The following is an 18592-nucleotide window of genomic DNA, read 5'->3' as shown; positions in this document are numbered from 1 at the left end:
AATTCTCCCATGCTTCCATGCTTGCTCAAAGGTGTAGTCAGATTAAGCGCTCGGTACTGTTATTTTCGCTATTTTCCCAGTAAAACGGCTTAAATCAACAGATTCACCATTAAACTGTAAGCGAGTAACAGAAGGTGCGCCTATTTTTAGTTTATAAGGTTGCTCACCATCAAATTCCAAACGATCACCCGCTTTCTTAATACCATTAAATAAGACTTTATTTTGAGCATTACGAACTTCTAACCAACATTCACCATCAAACATAAGAACCAATTGATTCGCAATAGCAGGAGCTTCCGATGAAGTAGATTCTTGCGTTGAATTTGCTCGAGAAGTTGTTGATGTTGTTAGTGGTGAGACTGGTAATGGAACCGTTCTCACTTCTGTTGGTACTGGTACTGTTGGTGCTGGTGACGTCGTTTCAGCCGTTGGTGATGTAGCGACATTATTCGCCTGATTATCAACTAATGGCGACGCAGGTACTTGTAAATTATCACCTTCAGATGTTGACGTATTATCTAAGGTTGCTAAAGGAGAATCTATCGTGTTGGTGTTTTCTTGTGTACTATTTTGCCCTACGTCTTGAGATGCCATAGAGACTAATTCTTGTTGATCCGCCTGATGACCTTGCCACCACCAAACACCTACTAATGCAATCATAACAATCAAAATCACCCAAGTGATTTTCATCAGCCAACCTTCACGTTTTTTATGACGTTTGCCTAATGAGTAATTTTGTGTGGTTGTCATTCTAATTTGTTTAACAGGCGCTTGTTGGTCGATAAAACCAAGGATGTCTTTTTCAGGAACACCAACGAGCTTGGCATAAGAACGCATATATCCGCGTAAAAATGTGGGTGCAATATCAGAAGAAACAGAATCTGTTTCAATGTCGCGCACTGTTGATAACTTCAAACAAAGTCGATCAGCAACAGTTTGTTGTGTTAGCCCTACTTTTTCTCGTGCCTGACGTAAAAGTTGACCTGCTGTTAATTTCACTTCTTCGGTTTTGTTTTCAGTATTCATTAGCAATCTAGGCACTGTGGCTATTGGATGTTTAACATTGATGAACTCGCAAAAGCACAAAGTACCTTAACGTATATCACCGCGAATTTTTTGATATTTTATTATCACTTTGCTGACAGACCAAATAATCTGGCGGTATATCCTCAATTAACACACTATTATTGTTTAATAGTTTTTGTTCACAAAGGAAATTACCATAAAGCCTTAATACATTAACATTTACTGGCTTCGAGTTCATCGCTAATTTGTAATAATCTAACGCTTGAATAGAATTTCCTAATAACTGCGATGTTAATGCCATTCCTAAATTTGCATCAGGATGATTTGGCATCACTGATAACACTTTTTGGAAATGATATTGCGCTATTTGATATTGTCTTTCAGCTAAATAAGCATCACCTAATTGTAAACGTGTAGACACTGCAACACGTTCTTGATTGGCTGATGATTGACAACCAAGTGTCAATAGCATCAAGCCAATAGTTATAACTACTGATGATATCCTTATCATCGTTTTATTCCTCAAATATATTCATCCTTGTTCTCTCTACATTGTAATTATGTAATACACTTCACAAAGAAAGAGATATCCAACTGTATCAGACTGCTTTTACTGAAATTAGTTCACCTTGTTGGCGTTTTTTCAGTGTACGTTTTGTACGGTCAATAACATCACCTGCTAATTGTCCACAAGCCGCATCAATATCATCGCCACGGGTTTTACGTACAATCGTCGTAAAGCCATATTCCATTAATACTTTAGAGAAACGGTCAATACGGCTATTAGAACTACGTCCATATGGCGCACCTGGGAACGGGTTCCATGGAATTAAGTTAATTTTACACGGCGTGTCTTTTAAAAGCTCAGCTAATTGGTGTGCTTGGTCTGTGCTGTCATTAATATGATCAAGCATGACATATTCAATAGTCACTCGCCCTTGGTTCGCGTTTGATTTAGCAATATAACGGCGAACACCTTCAAGAAACATTTCAATATTGTATTTCTTGTTAATTGGAACGATTTCATCACGAATTTCATCAGTTGGTGCATGCAATGAAATAGCTAAAGCCACGTCCACAGCATCACCTAATTTATCTAATGCAGGTACAACACCTGATGTAGAGACAGTGACACGACGTTTAGATAAACCAAAACCAAAATCATCCATCATGATTTCAAGTGCTGGAATAACATTATTTAAATTTAGTAATGGCTCACCCATTCCCATCATCACGACATTAGTAATAGGACGACGGCCTGTCTCTTTTAATGAGCCGATAATTTTAGCTGCACGCCAAACTTGCCCAATAATTTCAGACACTTTCAAGTTACGGTTAAAACCTTGCTGTGCAGTTGAACAGAACTTGCACTCTAAAGCACAACCCACTTGTGAAGAAACACATAATGTTGCGCGATCATCTTCTGGAATGTACACAGTTTCTACTTGTTGATCGCCAACTTTAATTGCCCACTTAATCGTGCCATCTGTTGAACGTTGTTCTTCAGAAACTTCAGGTGCTTTAATTTCAGCAATTTCTTTTAATTTATTGCGTAACACCTTGTTGATATCTGTCATTTGATCAAAATCGTCATAACAGTAGTGGTACATCCACTTCATAATTTGGTCAGCACGGAAAGGTTTTTCGCCCATAGAGACAAAAAGCTCACGCATCTGTTTACGATTTAAATCTAACAGATTAATTTTAGTTTTTTGATTCACAGTATTTTCTTTAGAAACAGCGACAGAAGCGCTTGGCGCTGGAGTGGTAGATTGGGTCATGACATTGCCTCGTTGTTACACTATGCGGCCTGCATTAGCATTGATGCTAATGGGATACTTATATATTTGTATAATAAACAATAATAAAAAACGCCCTGTTAATTATCAAACAGGGCGTCGCATTGTACTGTTTTTCGCGTAGAGATGCTAATAAATTAGCGCGCGCAAACTTCGTTTTCAGTGAAGAAGTATGCGATTTCACGAGCAGCAGAAGCTTCTGAATCTGAACCGTGTACCGCGTTTTCAGTAAAGCTATCAGCGTAGTCAGCACGTAATGTACCTGCTAATGCGTTGTCTGGGTTAGTTGCGCCCATCAGATCACGGTGACGTTGAATCGCATTTTCACCTTCTAACACTTGAACCATGATTGGACCAGAAGTCATAAATTCAACTAGACCGTCAAAGAAAGGGCGGCCTTTGTGTTCTTCATAAAAGCCTTCAGCTTGTTCGCGCGTTAAATGCAACATTTTAGCGCCAATGATGCTAAAACCTGCACTTTCAAAACGGTGATAGATAGCGCCGATAACATTTTTTTTCACTGCGTTTGGTTTGATAATAGAAAATGTGCGCTGAATAGCCATGTCTTACCTCTAAATTATTTTATTAATGATAACTTTTGTTATTTCTTTTATCGCAGATCATGGAAAAACGAATCAAAAACCGCATTCCCTGCAAAAAATAGGGCTCGATTATAGGAGGATAAAAATAAATTGCACAGATTGAATATCCTTTTTTTTAAGAAACTGTGGCAAAAAAGTTATAAATTATCGATCTAATCACATTTTTGACGTATTCCATGTTCAAACTTGAAAATAAAAATAAAAAAGAACCGAAATGACACTCGATAAATAGTCTAATTATCTTTATTAAAAAACCTATTTTAGTGAAAAATCTCTCAGTTCTCATTTATTCCATTGATTTAGTTTAACGAAATATAAAATTAACCATATCCGTTTGACCACTTAGATCAAGCACAGAAAGTTGATATTTACCTCGTTTCTCTAATAAATAAGAGAATGTTTCTCCGTTTTCTGTTTTACCTATTTGCTCACCATTTAAAAACCACCATTGCATACCACTTCCTCCTTGCGTAGAAACTGTTATTTCGAGATTAGTTTCACCAGGTAATGGCCTTAATAAATCACCCGCACGAATACCCGAGATAAACAAGGGAATAATATCTTCTTTAATTGGTGGGCAAGTTTCAGAAATCGGTGGCAGTCGTTTTACTCTGCGCTCTTTTTCAGGCAACCATGCTTCTAATGCTATCGGCCATAAAGCAATATCTTTTAACTCTGCATTAGGACAATTAGGCCCAGTGCGTTTACCTTCATCATCTAACCAAATTTTTTCGTTGATCCCCAAAATACCTTCTTGGCTATCATTCAATAAAGTTGGTGGAATAGTGTTATCTAAGATCCAGCTTCGACGACTAACTCGACAGTTACTATCTTCTTTAGGTAATGCCTTACCTGTCGGCCAACAGATTGTTGCTGCTGTTACACTATTAGGACGTAAATCAGTAGGTGGTCTTTGTTTATTTTGATAGAAATAGCCAGTTAATAAGTTATTGACCTGATTCATAATAGGGACAGCCGTTGCAAAGCCAAATTGCCCTGCAACAGGTGTTCCATCAGGTCTGCCCACCCAAACACCAATGGTGTAGCGAGCATTCACACCGATAGACCACGCATCCCGATAGCCATAACTTGTCCCTGTTTTCCAAGCTAAAGGAACAACGGGTGAAATTGCACTATCTGGGCGAGGTCTGGCTTCTCCGGCTAATATGCGTCTGACAATCCATGCCGCGCCTTGTGACATCAACACTCGGTTTTCTATTATTTGTTCCGGCTTAAAACGCAACGGTGCTGTTTTTCCTTGCCTTGCTAATGCACTGAAGGCGGAAACGAGCTCATCCATTCGTGTTGCAGTTCCTCCTAAGATCAGCGCTAAATTTGGCTCTGAACCATAAGGAAAGCGCATTTCAAGATGGTTATGACGCAATTTCGCTGCAAATTTCTTTGCACCATACACTTCGATAAGTTGTACTGCTGGCAAATTCAAAGAACGACTTAGTGCTTCACTGGCACTGACCGCACCATTAAAATCAGAGTCAAAATTACCAGGACGATAATTATCAAATCGACGAGGAACATCTTGTAAGAGTGATTCTGCATGAATAAGCCCTTCATCTAATGCGAGTGCATAAATAAATGGCTTTAATGTTGAACCTGGCGAACGCCATGCGCTAATCATATCGACATGACCAAAGCGCGAATTGTCATTAAAATCAGCAGAACCAACATACCCTTTCACACTCATATCCGTATGATCAACAACTAGGATGGCTAAGGATGTTTTATCCGCTAATTGATACTTCCATTGATTCGCAATATCTTCGAGTTGTCGTTGAATATTGATATCAATCGTGGTGGTAATAACAGGCTCTCGCTTTTCGTTATACATACGGCGAGCCAGCAGTGGTGCTAATTGCGGTGTTTGCCTTGGCGCTAATAAAACCTGCTCTTCTTTGATTTCATCAACTTTTTCTTGTGGCCATATTTGATACTCAGCCAATCTATCTAATACTTTATCTCTGGCAGCTTGAGCACGTTCAGGATATCTATCTGGTCGTAAACGACTTGGTGCTTGTGGCAATACAGCCATTAATGTCGCCTCTCCCGCAGATAAATCAGCGGGTGATTTGCCTAAATAAGCCCAACTTGCAGCACCAATGCCCTCTAACGTACCGCCAAAGGGTGCTCTATTGAGGTAAATTTCCAGAATTTCATCTTTTGAGTAATACCACTCTAATTGCAAGGTGCGCCAAAGCTGTTTGATTTTTCCCCCTAAAGTACGGGAGTGAGGATCAATAAGGCGAGCCACTTGCATTGATAATGTGCTTCCGCCTGACACAATTCTTCCTGAACTTAGATCTTGCCACGCCGCACGTAATATCGCCATCGGGTTAACACCAGGATGCTGATAAAACCAGCGATCTTCATAAGTGATTAAAGCTTCTAAATATTCAGGAGAGACATCAGCGAGTTTGACATGATAACGCCATACCCCTTCTTTATCGGCAAAGCGCCAAAGAGGAGTACCATCTTGCGCTGTAACAATCGTCGCAATTTGAGGTTCAGGATCAGGGAGAGGCCAAATTTTATCTGCGATCCAGACTAAAATTGGCGTTGTTAGCAAAAAAATAATGATAACAGCAATAAGCCGTTTATATCCTAGTTTCATTCAATCACTCAAAGGAAAAAGCCCTTTCCGAAGAAAGGGCTACAAGATTTAAGGAACAACGTCAATCTTGGTTTCTGTTGATCCTATTGCACGCCAATAAGGCACATACATGGATTCAACTTGTGGTGGTGGTACTTGATAGTTACCTGGTGTTACAGCTCTTGCTAAATAGAGCAATGTCGTAGGGCGATATTTATCAACAGAGATAGCAGCAACAAAGCGATCATCTCGATACTCAAGATGTTTGATATTCGCTTGTCCCATATCGTCGATAAATTCCTGCAAGTCTGCAGCACTATCACTTAAGCTTGCACTACTTGATGCTAAGTTTTGGTTTTCGATTTCAAGACCAGCTGGTAATAAATCAACAACTAATGCATCAGGTACGTCTCTATCAGCAGAAACTTCCAGTTTAACCACCAGCATTTCACCACTTTGTAAGCGATTAGGATGAACGCGGTTTCCTTTCAAATCATAATAACTGCGATGGATATTTAATATATTACTATAAGGAGCAGGAGCCACTTTAGGATAGCCCACGATATTCATACGAGAATAAATCGCGGCACCACCACGATTATTTAGCTCTAAGCCTTCTTGTAATTGTGCTGATGTTAATGTCTCATTGACTGCACGATCGCTACTGATTGCGGGAACTTGACGATTAACAGCAACTTCCCAAGGCTGTTCTGCCATATTAATAAAGAAGCGCCCAGCAAGGTATAACGAGTTACTTTCTTGGGTTGAGAACCATTCACGGCTTGTTAAGTTATCAGATAGTGTCATCACACTTGCATCACGAGATTGTGTTTCAAGGTTATTTTCACTTAACAATGCAATAATTAATGCTTGGTCACGAATGGTGCTACCGTAGTCGCCCAATCCATAATTATATTTACGCGTTGTTGTCACACCTTCAGCAATCAAGCTTTCAGCGCGGCTGCCATCCCCCATCAGTTTTAATGCGATACCTAACTGAACTAAGGCTAAACCACTTCCTGCTTGATTACGCTCAAGATAGAGACGACGTAATTCACCTAAAGGTGCTTTTTGCTGATTAGCTAATACTAACGCGGCATAAGCCCTTGCTGAGAAACGTGCTGCATCTTGATTAACCGCATATTCATAGTTAACTAAGCTTTTATCTTGTAAATAACGTAATAAACGATCATTCGCACGTTTTAATGAATCAGTTGGAACTGAATAACCTTGTTGTGACGCACGGAATAAGAAGTCAGTCGCATAAGCGGTTAACCAATATTCTTCACGTCCCCCCTGATCCCATAAAGAGAATCCGCCTTCTGACTTTTGCATCGTCAGCAGATGAGCAATACCTTTATCAATAGCCGCTTTTCTATCAGCATCAGTTTGCGTTTTAATTCCCAACTGTTTCAACTCTTTTTCTGTTGAATACAGTGAAGGATAAAGCCCGCTGACTGTTTGTTCTAAGCAACCATAAGGATAAGCAAATAGCTCTCTAACATAACGCGCCACTTGTAACGGAGGACGGCTTGTTAGTAATAACTCACCTTCAAGCGTTGAGCTATTAAAGCGACTTAAAATTTCTGATGGTAAGCGCCAAGTATCACCATCTTGCAATGTGCTTGCATAATGAATAGTTTCTGCTGGGAATGCAGGGCGAACACCAATATTCCATGTATTGTGATAAGGTTTAATCTCTTCACCTGGTACTTTAATACCATAAATAGACAGTGAGAATTCCCCCTGACCAAAGCCATGTTTCGCTTTTACTGGGATTTGAATTTGAGTACGTTCACCTTTCGTTAGCGAGACAGTTTTGCTTTCAGCGCCACCTAACCCCACCAACCCTGAAGCGGTATAATTTAAGGTAATAGATTGTGCATCATCTGTCAGATTGGTTAAATCTAACGATAAAAGTGCATTATCACCACCAGCCATAAAGCGAGGTAATGAAAGCTGAGTCACTAAAGGTGCAGCAATAACAACTTTACCTTCCTGACTACCAAATTTATCCGCAGTCCAAGCTTGCGCCATTAAACGAACTTCACCATTAAACTCTGGAATAGGCAAAGAAACTTCGCCCTCACCTTGAGCATTTAATTTTACAGGAGCTGTTTGTTGAGCAATAATTTGCACATCAGTTAATGGCTTTTTGCCACCACGAGATAATGCGGCAGCTTCACCACCATCACCACCAAAACGCAAGTTAGCTAAACGACCTTGCCCTTCAATTAATTGACCGTAAACATCATATTGGTCAATGCTATAACGTTTACGACCAAAGAAGGCATCGTAAGGATCAGGGGTTTTATACTCTGTGATATTCAATACACCAGTATCAACCGCAGAAACTAATACATTAATATTTTCAGGTAATGGCTGACCAGCAACTGGATTCGCTTTAATACGAATTTTTAAATCTTGGTTAGGGCGAATTTTTTCAGGTGCATCAAGTGAAATATCAATCCGACGGTTTTTATCCTGTAATGGTAAATGCAAAATACCCACAGCACGTTTTACTGTCGCTTGTTTTGAAGTATCTCCTGGTCTTACAACAACAGAAGTCAGATAGAGATCGTGTCTTGCCCACTCTTTATTAATAGGCACTTCAACATCAAGCCCTTTTTCTGGTACATCAATTTCCTGCCACCATAAAGGTCCATTACTTGATTCAAGTAACACATAACCTTTACCCGGATGAGGTGCAACAATGTTTAACTTAACTTTTTCGCCCGGTAAATAACCATCTTTATCCAGTTTCAATTTAACTTGGTCTGGTCTTACCGCGCCTGTTCCACCAGTGTTATCCATCCAAGAATAACCTGCCCAGAAACGTAGGCTACTAACTAATTCTGTTTTAGGATCAACAACTTCAATACGATAAGAGCCCCACTCAACAGGGAATGCCACTTTTGCGGTGCCATCTTTCGCAATCTTAATTGTTTGCTCATCCATTTGCAGATCTTTTTCGTTATAGCCAGATTCCCAGCCATTCGAACTAGACCAACGCCAGTAATAATCATGGCGTTCATAGATAAACTTCACTTTCAGATCATTAGCAGGTAGTTTTTTGCCGTCTTGGTCTGTATAGACAATTTCAAATTCAGCCATTGAGTTTTCATCAACGCTATAACCTGATTTATATTTGTCTGTACGATAATCGTAGACTTCTTTTTTAGGAAAGACAGGACGAATACCCGCAAGATGAGTGGCAGGCCAAACTGCTTGTTGATAACGACGAGTAACAGGACGTCCACCCGCTTCAAGTAAGCTTGCTTGTAGAATAATATTGATAGGTGATTTCAACTCAGCGTAGCGTTCACTATCAACACTTAACTCACCTTCACCATCAGAGTCTAAATTAAGTTCAAACTCATCCAGTAGACGGCTGAAGTTTTCATCTTTTACAGTACCAAATTCATATCCAGGTAATTTACTGACAGCTTCACGAGAGGCTTTTAAGAAGACTTGCCCTTGTAAGCGATTATCGGCAGCTGGTGCGCCATAAAGATAGCGACCCTTAATGTCAAAATAAGCGTCATTACCACTCAATAAAATGCCTTTCTTACCAGTGATTTCTAATGCCATACGTTCTGGCATAAAATCTTCGACCTGAAACTCATAGAAACGAGGTGTACCATCGCCTACATCAAAACGTAAGGTACGTGTACCAGTATTTTCATCCGCAGGAATAACTAATTTTAATTGGTAAAGCCCCTTTTCAGGTTGCCAAACAAAACTACGAGACACTTGCCCGTCTGTTTTAAGCAGATCGACTTTAACAGGTTGCTCTTTAATAGGATTACCATCACCGTCACGTAGCAATGCGTTAACGATCAATGTTTCACCGGGACGATAGAGATCACGTGGGCCGAAAGCAAAAAACTGTTTGCTATAACCTTGTGGGCCACCAATATCAAATTCAGACAGATCAAGCGCAGGTTTACGCAAGTCAATCATACTGGTTTGCCCATCACGAATAGCCATTAATAAACGTGCTTTATCACTTTTCTCAAGTGTGGCATGCCCTTGGCTATCTGTCTGTGCTTTAGAAATCAATCCACCTTTTTCATCTAATAGGCGAATTTCTACTTTATCTAATGCAGAACCATTTTTAAGTGATTGGGTAAAGATATCTAACGTATCAAGATAACTGTGCATCGACAGTCCGATATCACTAAATGTAAATACCGTTGCTGGCACCGTATAAGAATACTTACCCGCTTGTTGCATAACCGCAATGTAGGCACCCTCTTTTTTCAGGGCATCTATTGATTTTAGCGGTAACAACACGTTTTCACGGGTATTTGTTTCTGTGTTTAATTCAAAGCGACCGGTATAAACCAGATCAGCTTGAGATAAAAACTCATCTGATTCCCAATAGTTAATATTAGAACGGCTTTCCCATTGCGTTAAGAATTGGGCTAATTGCTCATCTTTAACACGGAAAAAGTTTACGTCAACTTGCCCCACATTTAACGCAATGATGGGTAGACCTTCAGCCGCTTCAAGTGGCAGTAACGATCCTTTACTGGTAAAGCCAACAGATGGGAAAATTTCTTCTGTTGTTAGTTTCTGGCTAAAAGGTGTCGTTAATGTACGTTCATTAATACCTTTTATTTTTTCATCAATAGTTAAATTTAATTCTGTTGATGGTGGTAAATGACGGAAACGTAGTTCCATTAGGTTATCAGATAGCTCCCACGCACCTTCTAATTTCCCTTTTTTGGTATCAACAAGATGAATAACATCATCAAACTTTTGGTCAGGATCAAGCGGTACAGAGAAAGTCACAACCATTGTGCTCGCACCATCACGCTGTAATTCTGATGCATCTAATACGGTGACTTCTTTTCCAGCAAAACGCATTGCCAACTCATCACGGACTTCTTTACTTTTTAATGCAGTTTCGTTATTCGTTTTTGTTGTAACTGCTGGTTTTTCGCTTATTTGAGTTGCAGTACCTGATGTGCTCTGAGCGGTATCTTTTTGCTCTGTCACTTGTGTATTTTGCGTCTTATCAGCAGATGATGTGTTTTCATCCGTTTTATCATCACAACCTGTAAGAGCCAATGCTGATGCCAATACAACAGCAAGAGAGCTCCAACGATAGCCTCTCTTTTCTGTATATTGTCTAAATTGGTTTTGGTTCATATCCATTTCCTTTAATTCAACCCCTGAATAATGCGATGTTCTATGCAGGCAGAGATAATATATGTATTTTTTTATACTAATAAGATAAAGAATAACTTAATAAGCTATCTTTTACCGCGTAAGACGAAATAAATTACAACACAAAGTCGTCTTATTTTTACTTTAAAAACAAAGCCTAGCTAAAACAAAGCGTTATATAAAAATGCAAACAATTTGCTAATTTAGTCAATTTTCTATTATAAGATAAAAAAAAGCGATATCTGATGAGATATCGCCTAAATTTAGAGGGCTGTATTAACTATCCAAATTAACTATTGGGATGCCTTTTCTTAAGAATCCCCCTAGTTTGCGTTGATAAAAAGGTGATACATGGTGGATCATAAAATGACTCACGCCTTTTTCATCTTTATTCACAAAGCAAAAATCTAGAGATTGTCCTTCTTCTAAATATTCAAAAGCCGATTCAGCCGCTTGTGGGAGTATCTGCATGATCACATCTTCTTCACCCGTTATTTCTAAACCAATAAGATAAAATGACTCTTCATCATCTTGCTCCTGAGCATTAACAATAAAGGCGCGGCGGATCGGTTTATGTTCACCAAAAAACTCGCTAAGCGCGGTTATTAATTTTTCAGGTTGTGGCTCTAGAACACTCAACTTTAAAGAAGAACCTTCAACAGAAACAATTTCTTGTGTCTCAAATTGTTCAGATACACCCATTACAAACTCCAAATCAAATAACGTTTATTATTTTGCTTTTGCTAATAACAAATTCGCGATAGAACGTACACCGTAACCCGTAGCACCTGCCGCCCATTGCTCTACAGAAGATTTTCTGTACGTTGCTGAACAGTCGATATGTACCCAACCTTTTTTGTAGTTAGTGACAAAGTGCGATAAGAATGCAGCCGCAGTACTTGCACCTGCAGTATGAGAAGGTGCTGCGATATTATTTAAATCAGCGAAGCTAGAAGGTAATTGACTACGATGGAAATCCGCTAATGGTAGACGCCAGAACAATTCATTTTCTTGTTCAGCGCTAGTCAGTAGCTCTGCTGCTAATTTATCATCAAAACTTAATACAGAGTGGTAGTCATTACCTACTGCAACTTTAGCTGCACCCGTTAATGTTGCTGCATCGATAATCAGCTCTGGTGCAATATTGCTTGCATCAATTAAACCATCAGCTAAAACTAAACGGCCTTCAGCATCTGTATTCATGATTTCAACTGATTTGCCATTACGGTAACGAATAATATCACCTAATTTAAAGGCATTACCGCTGACCATATTATCTGCGATGCAGAGCAGTAGTTTTACGCGTTTATTTAAACCACGAGTAACCGCTAATGCTAAAGCACCTGCTAAGGTTGCTGCACCACCCATATCGGCTTTCATTGAATTCATGGATGATGAAGGTTTGATGCTATAACCACCTGAGTCAAAAGTAATACCTTTGCCGACTAAACAAGCAAATACAGGGGCATTGCTATCTTTTGTTGGATTGAAATCTAATGCTAAATAGACAGGATCACGAGAAGAGCCTCGTCCTACTGTATAAATACCGGCATAGTTTTGATCGCGCAGATCAACACCTTTGGTAATCTTATAGCTAATATCTTCTTTATCAAGACCACAGAACAGATCAACTGTGCGTTGTGCTAGTTGTTCAGGCCCTAATTCTTCAGCTGGTGTATTGATGGTATCTCTAACCCAATCAACGATGCGAATACGTGATTCTAGTTCGTGTTTATCTGCATCCTTTAATTGTGGCCATTCGATTGAACGAGCGCCTTTAGGTGCTCTAAATCCTAACCAGAAAGCCCAACTACGTTCTAAATCCCAGCCTTCGCCAACAAGTGCAACATTACGAATACCTTGGCCATCAACTTTACGTCCACCACGCTGAATAGCGCCTAAACGGTTTTCTTCCGTTAAGTGGATTGTCATGCCGGTTTCGCTAGTGCTAATTAGTGCTTTTTCACCCCAACATGCAGCAGCAGGTTCATTTGACAGCATGATAGGCATAATTTGTTTATTCATTTATTGTCTCACTTATTATTACTGGTGGCAGTTAACCTATTCAGACTACCAGATATTTACCGTTTAGCGTGATCAATTTACTGCAAAAACAAAGAGGTCACCATTATCATCCAGTGATCTTACGTATTTACATGATATTCCTCGAAGAAGATCGCACAATAAAATCCCCATACTTCCCTCTTTATGGTTATTTTTAAATCACTGATAAAGCAAAGTGAGAAAGGCCATAATGCAAAAAGACCAGCAATTAGCTAGTCTTTTAAATTTACGATGTCAGCAATTATTCAAATTCATCAAGCCAAACAAGTAAAATAGCCTCAAGAATTTTTTCATTGGATTTCTGTGGATCATCATCAAAATCTTCTAAATCACAAATCCACTGATGCATATCAGTAAAGCGTACCGTTTTAGGATCAGTGTCAGGGTAAAGATCAAATAATGCTTCCCCTATTTCACGCGTGTCACTCCATTTCATGCTCGGCTCCTAAAATTAATGCTCTCTTGCGTGATTAATCGAATATTTAGGGATCTCAACAACTAAATCTTCGTCAGTCACTTTTGCTTGGCAACTCAAGCGGCTTTCTGGCTCTAAACCCCATGCTTTATCTAACATGTCGTCTTCAAGCTCAGAGCTCTCTTCTAGTGAATCAAAACCTTCACGCACTACACAGTGACAAGTTGTACATGCACAAGACATTTCACAAGCATGTTCAATCTCAATGCCGTTGCGTAATGCAACATCTAGAATAGACTCACCTTCTGTTGCCTCAACAACAGCACCTTCAGGGCACAGTGTGCTATGGGGTAAAAATACAATTTTAGGCATAGTTATATCTCATCCACAGAATGACCTGCCAACGCTTGTCGAATAGATGAATCCATACGACGCGCTGCAAAATCCTGAGTTTGCTTATCCAGTAGTTTAATCGCGTTTTCAATAGCAACAGGATCTGTTCCTTCAACGCTCTCTATTAAGGTATCTACAACTTTGTCGATAGCCATTTTCTCATCTTCATTTAACAGATGAGCATCTTCTTCTAATGCTGCAGTTAAACTTTCTAACACGCGAGCTGCTTCGACTTTTTGCTCGGCTAAACGGCGAGCTTGTAAATCTTCTTGGGCATTTTCCATCGAAGATTGGATCATCTTAGCGATTTCAGTATCACTAAGACCATAAGACGGTTTGACTTGTACTGAGGCTTCAACACCCGTTGATTTTTCCATTGCACTGACACTGAGTAAACCATCAGCATCAACTTGGAAAGTGACACGAATATGTGCGCCACCCGCAGCCATTGGAGGAATTCCACGTAATGTGAAACGTGCTAAAGAACGACAATCACTCACCATTTCACGTTCACCTTGAACAACGTGAACACTCATTGCCGTTTGACCATCTTTGAATGTCGTAAATTCTTGCGCTCGGGCAACAGGAATAGTGGTATTGCGAGGGATCACTTTTTCAACTAATCCGCCCATTGTTTCAAGACCAAGAGAAAGTGGAATAACATCTAGCAATAGCATTTCGCTATCCGGTTTATTGCCCACCAAAATATCAGCTTGGATTGAAGCACCAATGGCAACCACTTTATCTGGATCGATAGAGGTTAACGGTTCTCGTTTAAAATAATCACCCACCATTTGACGAACTAATGGCACTCGTGTTGAACCACCAACCATAACCACTTCTAGAACTTCATCTATTTCAACATCCGCGTCTTTTAATGCACGGCGAACAGATAATAATGTACGTTTCACTAATGATTGAATTAATGATTCAAACTCAGCACGAGTGATCTCACCTTTCCATCCATTAATGTTGATATCTGCAACATCGTTATCACTCAATGCAATTTTGGTTTCTGATGCAACATCTAGTAATTGACGTTGTAATACAGCATCTTTTTGATGTCCAAAACCAGCACGTTCTCTTATCCAGTCTGCCAGCATCATATCAAAATCATCGCCACCTAAGGCAGTATCACCGCCAGTCGCTAAGACTTCAAAAACGCCTTTAGTTAAACGCAGAACAGAGATATCAAAAGTACCACCACCTAAATCATAAACAACGATGGTGCCTTCTTTTCCTGAATCTAGACCATAAGCAATAGCTGCCGCTGTTGGTTCATTTAATAAACGTAGAACATGTAAACCCGCACGACGAGCCGCTTCTTTTGTGCCTTGACGTTGAGCATCATCAAAATAAGCAGGCACAGTAACAACAACACCATCAAGTTCGCCACCTAATGATTGTATCGCGCGCTCTGCTAATGTTTTTAATATGTCAGAGGAGACTTGGATAGGATCGACAATACCTGCTGCGGTTTTAATTAATGGCAGATCGTTGTCATTTTCATGAAAATGATAAGGAAGGTTTGGATAACGGCTTGTCACATCACTCAGTGAGCGACCCACCATTCTTTTTATTGAGCTTATCGTGTTAGCAGGATCTTTTTCTGCTTCTTTTTTAGCATTCCAACCAACATTGATATTATCAACTTGATACTGCACAACAGATGGCAATAAATAGCGACCGTCGCTGTCTGAAAGCGCTTCGGCTTGCCCACTACGTACAGTGGCAACTAATGAGTGTGTCGTACCTAAATCAATACCCGCTGCAAGTCGGCGCTGGTGCGGTGCAGGCGTTTGACCCGGTTCACTAATTTGTAATAATGACATAACTATTTCCCTTAAAAACCATCAAACAAGCGTTCTTCAAGTTGCTCTACTTGCTCTTTTAATTTTGCGAGAAAACGCAATTTTCTCACATTATCTGCAGCAATATCCCAAGTTTGATTATCTAACGTTTTGACCATTTCATCATGGCGTACTGTGTACATTTTTTCTAAACGCGCAGAAAAATCGGCTAACAAACTTTCGGCTTCAGCACTGTGTTCGATGTTATCCAGCTCTTCACGTAATGTGAGTTGCTCCATTAAAAATGCAGTATCGTGCATCGTTCGTTGCTCATTAGCAATATCGATACCGTGTAATGAGAGCATGTATTCAGCTCTTGAGAGTGGATTTTTTAAGGTCTGATAAGCCTGATTGATGGTTGAAGCAAGCGAGATTGCTTGAGCCTGTTCTTTTTCAGACTGACCTGCAAAACGATCTGGGTGATATTGACGCTGCATATCTTGATAACGTGTAGCAAGTTGCTGTTTATCAATATCAAAACGATTAGGCATGCCTAATAGTGTGAAATAGTCCATACATCTACTCTTGGATTAATTAACGTTAATACTGTGTTTTAACACAAATTACACAGTGAAGCTCTCACCACAACCACACTCATTCGATACATTTGGGTTGTTAAATTTAAAGCCTTCGTTTAATCCTTCTTTGACGAAATCAAGCTCTGTTCCATCTAAATAGACCATGCTTTTACCATCAACGATAACTTTCACACCTTTGTCTTCAAAAACAGTATCTTCGTCATTGATGACATCAGCAAACTCAAGAACATAAGCCATTCCAGAACAACCAGATGTTCTTACGCCTAAACGCAAACCTTCACCTTTTCCACGATTAGATAGGAAAGAGCGAACTCGATTAGCGGCGGATTCTGTAAGGGAAATTGACATGGCACACCTCACTCATAAAGAACGAAAGCGGATACTGAAAAAAAGTTTCAGCATCCGCCAATATTTTATTTTTTTATTATAAAAGACAATTACTTGCCTTGGCGTTTGCTTTTATAGTCTGCAATCGCTGCTTTTATTGCATCTTCTGCAAGAATTGAACAGTGAATTTTCACTGGTGGTAATTCTAATTCTTCTGCAATTGCTGTGTTCTTAATAGATTCGGCTTCATCTAATGTTTTGCCTTTCATCCATTCTGTTACCAGTGAACTTGATGCAATTGCTGAACCACAACCATAAGTTTTAAAACGCGCATCTTCAATTACGCCATTATCGTCAACTTTGATTTGCAGTTTCATAACGTCACCACAAGCAGGTGCGCCAACCATACCACTCCCTACAGTAGGGTCATTATTATCAAATGATCCCACATTACGAGGGTTTTCATAATGATCAATTACTTTTTCGCTGTAAGCCATGATTTAACTCCTGAAAACGTCTGATTAATGGTGAGACCATTCGATGCTGTTGATATCAACACCTTGTTTATGCATATCCCAAAGTGGCGAAAGATCACGTAAGCGACCAATGGCACTGTGGATTTGTTCAATTGCATAATCTATTTCTTCTTCAGTGGTGAAACGACCCAGAGAGAAGCGAATAGAACTGTGTGCAAGTTCATCAGTTAAACCTAAAGCACGCAATACATAAGAAGGTTCTAAACTAGCTGAAGTACAGGCAGAGCCTGAAGATACAGCAAGATCTTTCAGTGCCATCATTAATGATTCGCCTTCAACATAGTTGAAGCTCACATTAAGAATATTTGGCGCAGTATGTTCTAAAGAACCGTTGATATAAACTTCTTCGATATCTTTAATGCCATTCCATAAACGTAAACGTAATTCGTTTAAGCGTTTAGTTTCATCAGCCATTTCTTCTTTCAAAATACGGTAAGCTTCGCCCATACCTACAATTTGGTGAACGGCTAATGTACCTGAACGCATACCACGCTCATGTCCGCCACCATGCATTTGAGCTTCTAAACGAATGCGTGGTTTACGACGAACATAAAGCGCACCAATACCCATAGGGCCGTAAACTTTATGCGCAGAAAGAGAAAGTAAATCAACTTTTAACTTAGAGAGATCAATCGGTAGTTTACCCACGCTTTGTGTTGCATCTACGTGGTAAACAATACCTTTGCTACGGCATAATTCACCGATAGCAGCAATATCTTGAACAACACCAATTTCGTTATTTACATGCATGATAGAAACTAAAATAGTGTCTTCACGCATCGCTTCTTCAAGCTCTTTCAGGTCAATCAGACCATCACTTTTTGGTGCTAAATAAGTCACTTCAAAACCTTCACGCTCAAGTTGACGACAAGTGTCTAAAATGGCTTTATGTTCAGTTTTTGAAGTGATGATGTGCTTACCTTTTTTCTGGTAAAAGTTAGCAACACCTTTTAGTGCGAGGTTATCAGCTTCAGTTGCGCCTGATGTGAATACGATTTCACGAGGATCTGCACCGATTAAATCAGCAATCTGATTACGTGCAATATCGATAGCTTCTTCTGCTTGCCAACCAAAACGGTGTGAACGAGAGGCTGGGTTACCAAAAATGCCATCAATAGTCAGGCATTGCATCATTTTTTCAGCAACTCGTGGATCAACGGGAGTGGTTGCCGAATAATCTAGATAAATGGGTAATTTCATTGCTCACTAACTCCAAAGACGACGGATCTTCTTTAATAATTTTGTTTTTGCCTACCTAGAG

At 39.7% G+C, this 18592-nt stretch carries 15 protein-coding genes; all 15 read right to left on the bottom strand.

What is annotated here, in order from left to right; all coding sequences use genetic code 11:
* Window positions 1-42 precede the first annotated feature (42 nt).
* A complete protein-coding gene (gene rodZ / locus ABN212_RS05820) occupies window positions 43-1026 on the bottom strand; it encodes a cytoskeleton protein RodZ (RefSeq protein WP_198619734.1) in 984 nt (327 codons plus the stop codon).
* A 76-nt stretch (window positions 1027-1102) separates the two neighbouring features.
* On the bottom strand, window positions 1103-1537 hold the full coding sequence (locus ABN212_RS05815; protein WP_198619733.1) for a hypothetical protein: 435 nt from the start codon (window positions 1535-1537) through the stop codon (window positions 1103-1105).
* Between the two features lie 88 nt (window positions 1538-1625).
* Window positions 1626-2807: a bifunctional tRNA (adenosine(37)-C2)-methyltransferase TrmG/ribosomal RNA large subunit methyltransferase RlmN gene (locus tag ABN212_RS05810; RefSeq protein WP_023581631.1), complete on the bottom strand. Its 1182-nt coding sequence runs from the start codon at window positions 2805-2807 to the stop codon at window positions 1626-1628.
* Window positions 2808-2962: 155 nt separating this feature from the next.
* A complete protein-coding gene (gene ndk, locus ABN212_RS05805; protein ID WP_023581630.1) occupies window positions 2963-3388 on the bottom strand; it encodes a nucleoside-diphosphate kinase in 426 nt (141 codons plus the stop codon).
* A gap of 343 nt (window positions 3389-3731) precedes the next feature.
* Window positions 3732-6053, bottom strand: coding sequence for a peptidoglycan glycosyltransferase PbpC (pbpC, locus tag ABN212_RS05800; RefSeq protein ID WP_198632666.1), 2322 nt, complete (start codon window positions 6051-6053; stop codon window positions 3732-3734).
* A gap of 48 nt (window positions 6054-6101) precedes the next feature.
* Complete coding sequence (locus ABN212_RS05795) at window positions 6102-11195, bottom strand: alpha-2-macroglobulin (protein ID WP_198632667.1); 5094 nt, start codon at window positions 11193-11195, stop codon at window positions 6102-6104.
* Between the two features lie 288 nt (window positions 11196-11483).
* Window positions 11484-11909: an enhanced serine sensitivity protein SseB C-terminal domain-containing protein gene (locus tag ABN212_RS05790; protein WP_349442986.1), complete on the bottom strand. Its 426-nt coding sequence runs from the start codon at window positions 11907-11909 to the stop codon at window positions 11484-11486.
* A gap of 27 nt (window positions 11910-11936) precedes the next feature.
* Entirely contained in the window at window positions 11937-13232 is a 1296-nt protein-coding gene (gene pepB / locus ABN212_RS05785) for an aminopeptidase PepB (RefSeq protein WP_109370964.1), read from the bottom strand.
* A gap of 280 nt (window positions 13233-13512) precedes the next feature.
* Window positions 13513-13707, bottom strand: a complete 195-nt coding sequence (iscX, locus tag ABN212_RS05780) for a Fe-S cluster assembly protein IscX (protein ID WP_006533441.1) — start codon at window positions 13705-13707, stop codon at window positions 13513-13515.
* 15 nt (window positions 13708-13722) lie between these two features.
* Window positions 13723-14058, bottom strand: a complete 336-nt coding sequence (gene fdx / locus ABN212_RS05775) for an ISC system 2Fe-2S type ferredoxin (RefSeq protein ID WP_198619730.1) — start codon at window positions 14056-14058, stop codon at window positions 13723-13725.
* 2 nt (window positions 14059-14060) lie between these two features.
* Entirely contained in the window at window positions 14061-15911 is a 1851-nt protein-coding gene (gene hscA, locus ABN212_RS05770; RefSeq protein WP_349442985.1) for a Fe-S protein assembly chaperone HscA, read from the bottom strand.
* A gap of 11 nt (window positions 15912-15922) precedes the next feature.
* The gene (gene hscB / locus ABN212_RS05765; protein ID WP_349442984.1) at window positions 15923-16444 is read right to left on the bottom strand and encodes a co-chaperone HscB; all 522 of its coding nucleotides are present in this window, start codon (window positions 16442-16444) and stop codon (window positions 15923-15925) included.
* A gap of 48 nt (window positions 16445-16492) precedes the next feature.
* The gene (iscA, locus tag ABN212_RS05760; protein ID WP_006533446.1) at window positions 16493-16816 is read right to left on the bottom strand and encodes an iron-sulfur cluster assembly protein IscA; all 324 of its coding nucleotides are present in this window, start codon (window positions 16814-16816) and stop codon (window positions 16493-16495) included.
* Window positions 16817-16905: 89 nt separating this feature from the next.
* On the bottom strand, window positions 16906-17292 hold the full coding sequence (gene iscU / locus ABN212_RS05755) for a Fe-S cluster assembly scaffold IscU (RefSeq protein ID WP_006533447.1): 387 nt from the start codon (window positions 17290-17292) through the stop codon (window positions 16906-16908).
* A gap of 24 nt (window positions 17293-17316) precedes the next feature.
* Window positions 17317-18531 (bottom strand): IscS subfamily cysteine desulfurase, encoded by a 1215-nt coding sequence (locus ABN212_RS05750; RefSeq protein WP_100158398.1) that lies wholly within the window; start codon window positions 18529-18531, stop codon window positions 17317-17319.
* Window positions 18532-18592 lie beyond the last annotated feature (61 nt).

This window comes from Proteus genomosp. 6 (assembly GCF_040139785.1).
In the GTDB taxonomy this organism is placed as follows: domain Bacteria; phylum Pseudomonadota; class Gammaproteobacteria; order Enterobacterales; family Enterobacteriaceae; genus Proteus.
The sequence above is the reverse complement of the archived record's forward strand: the minus strand, read 5'-3'. Positions and strand labels throughout refer to the sequence as shown.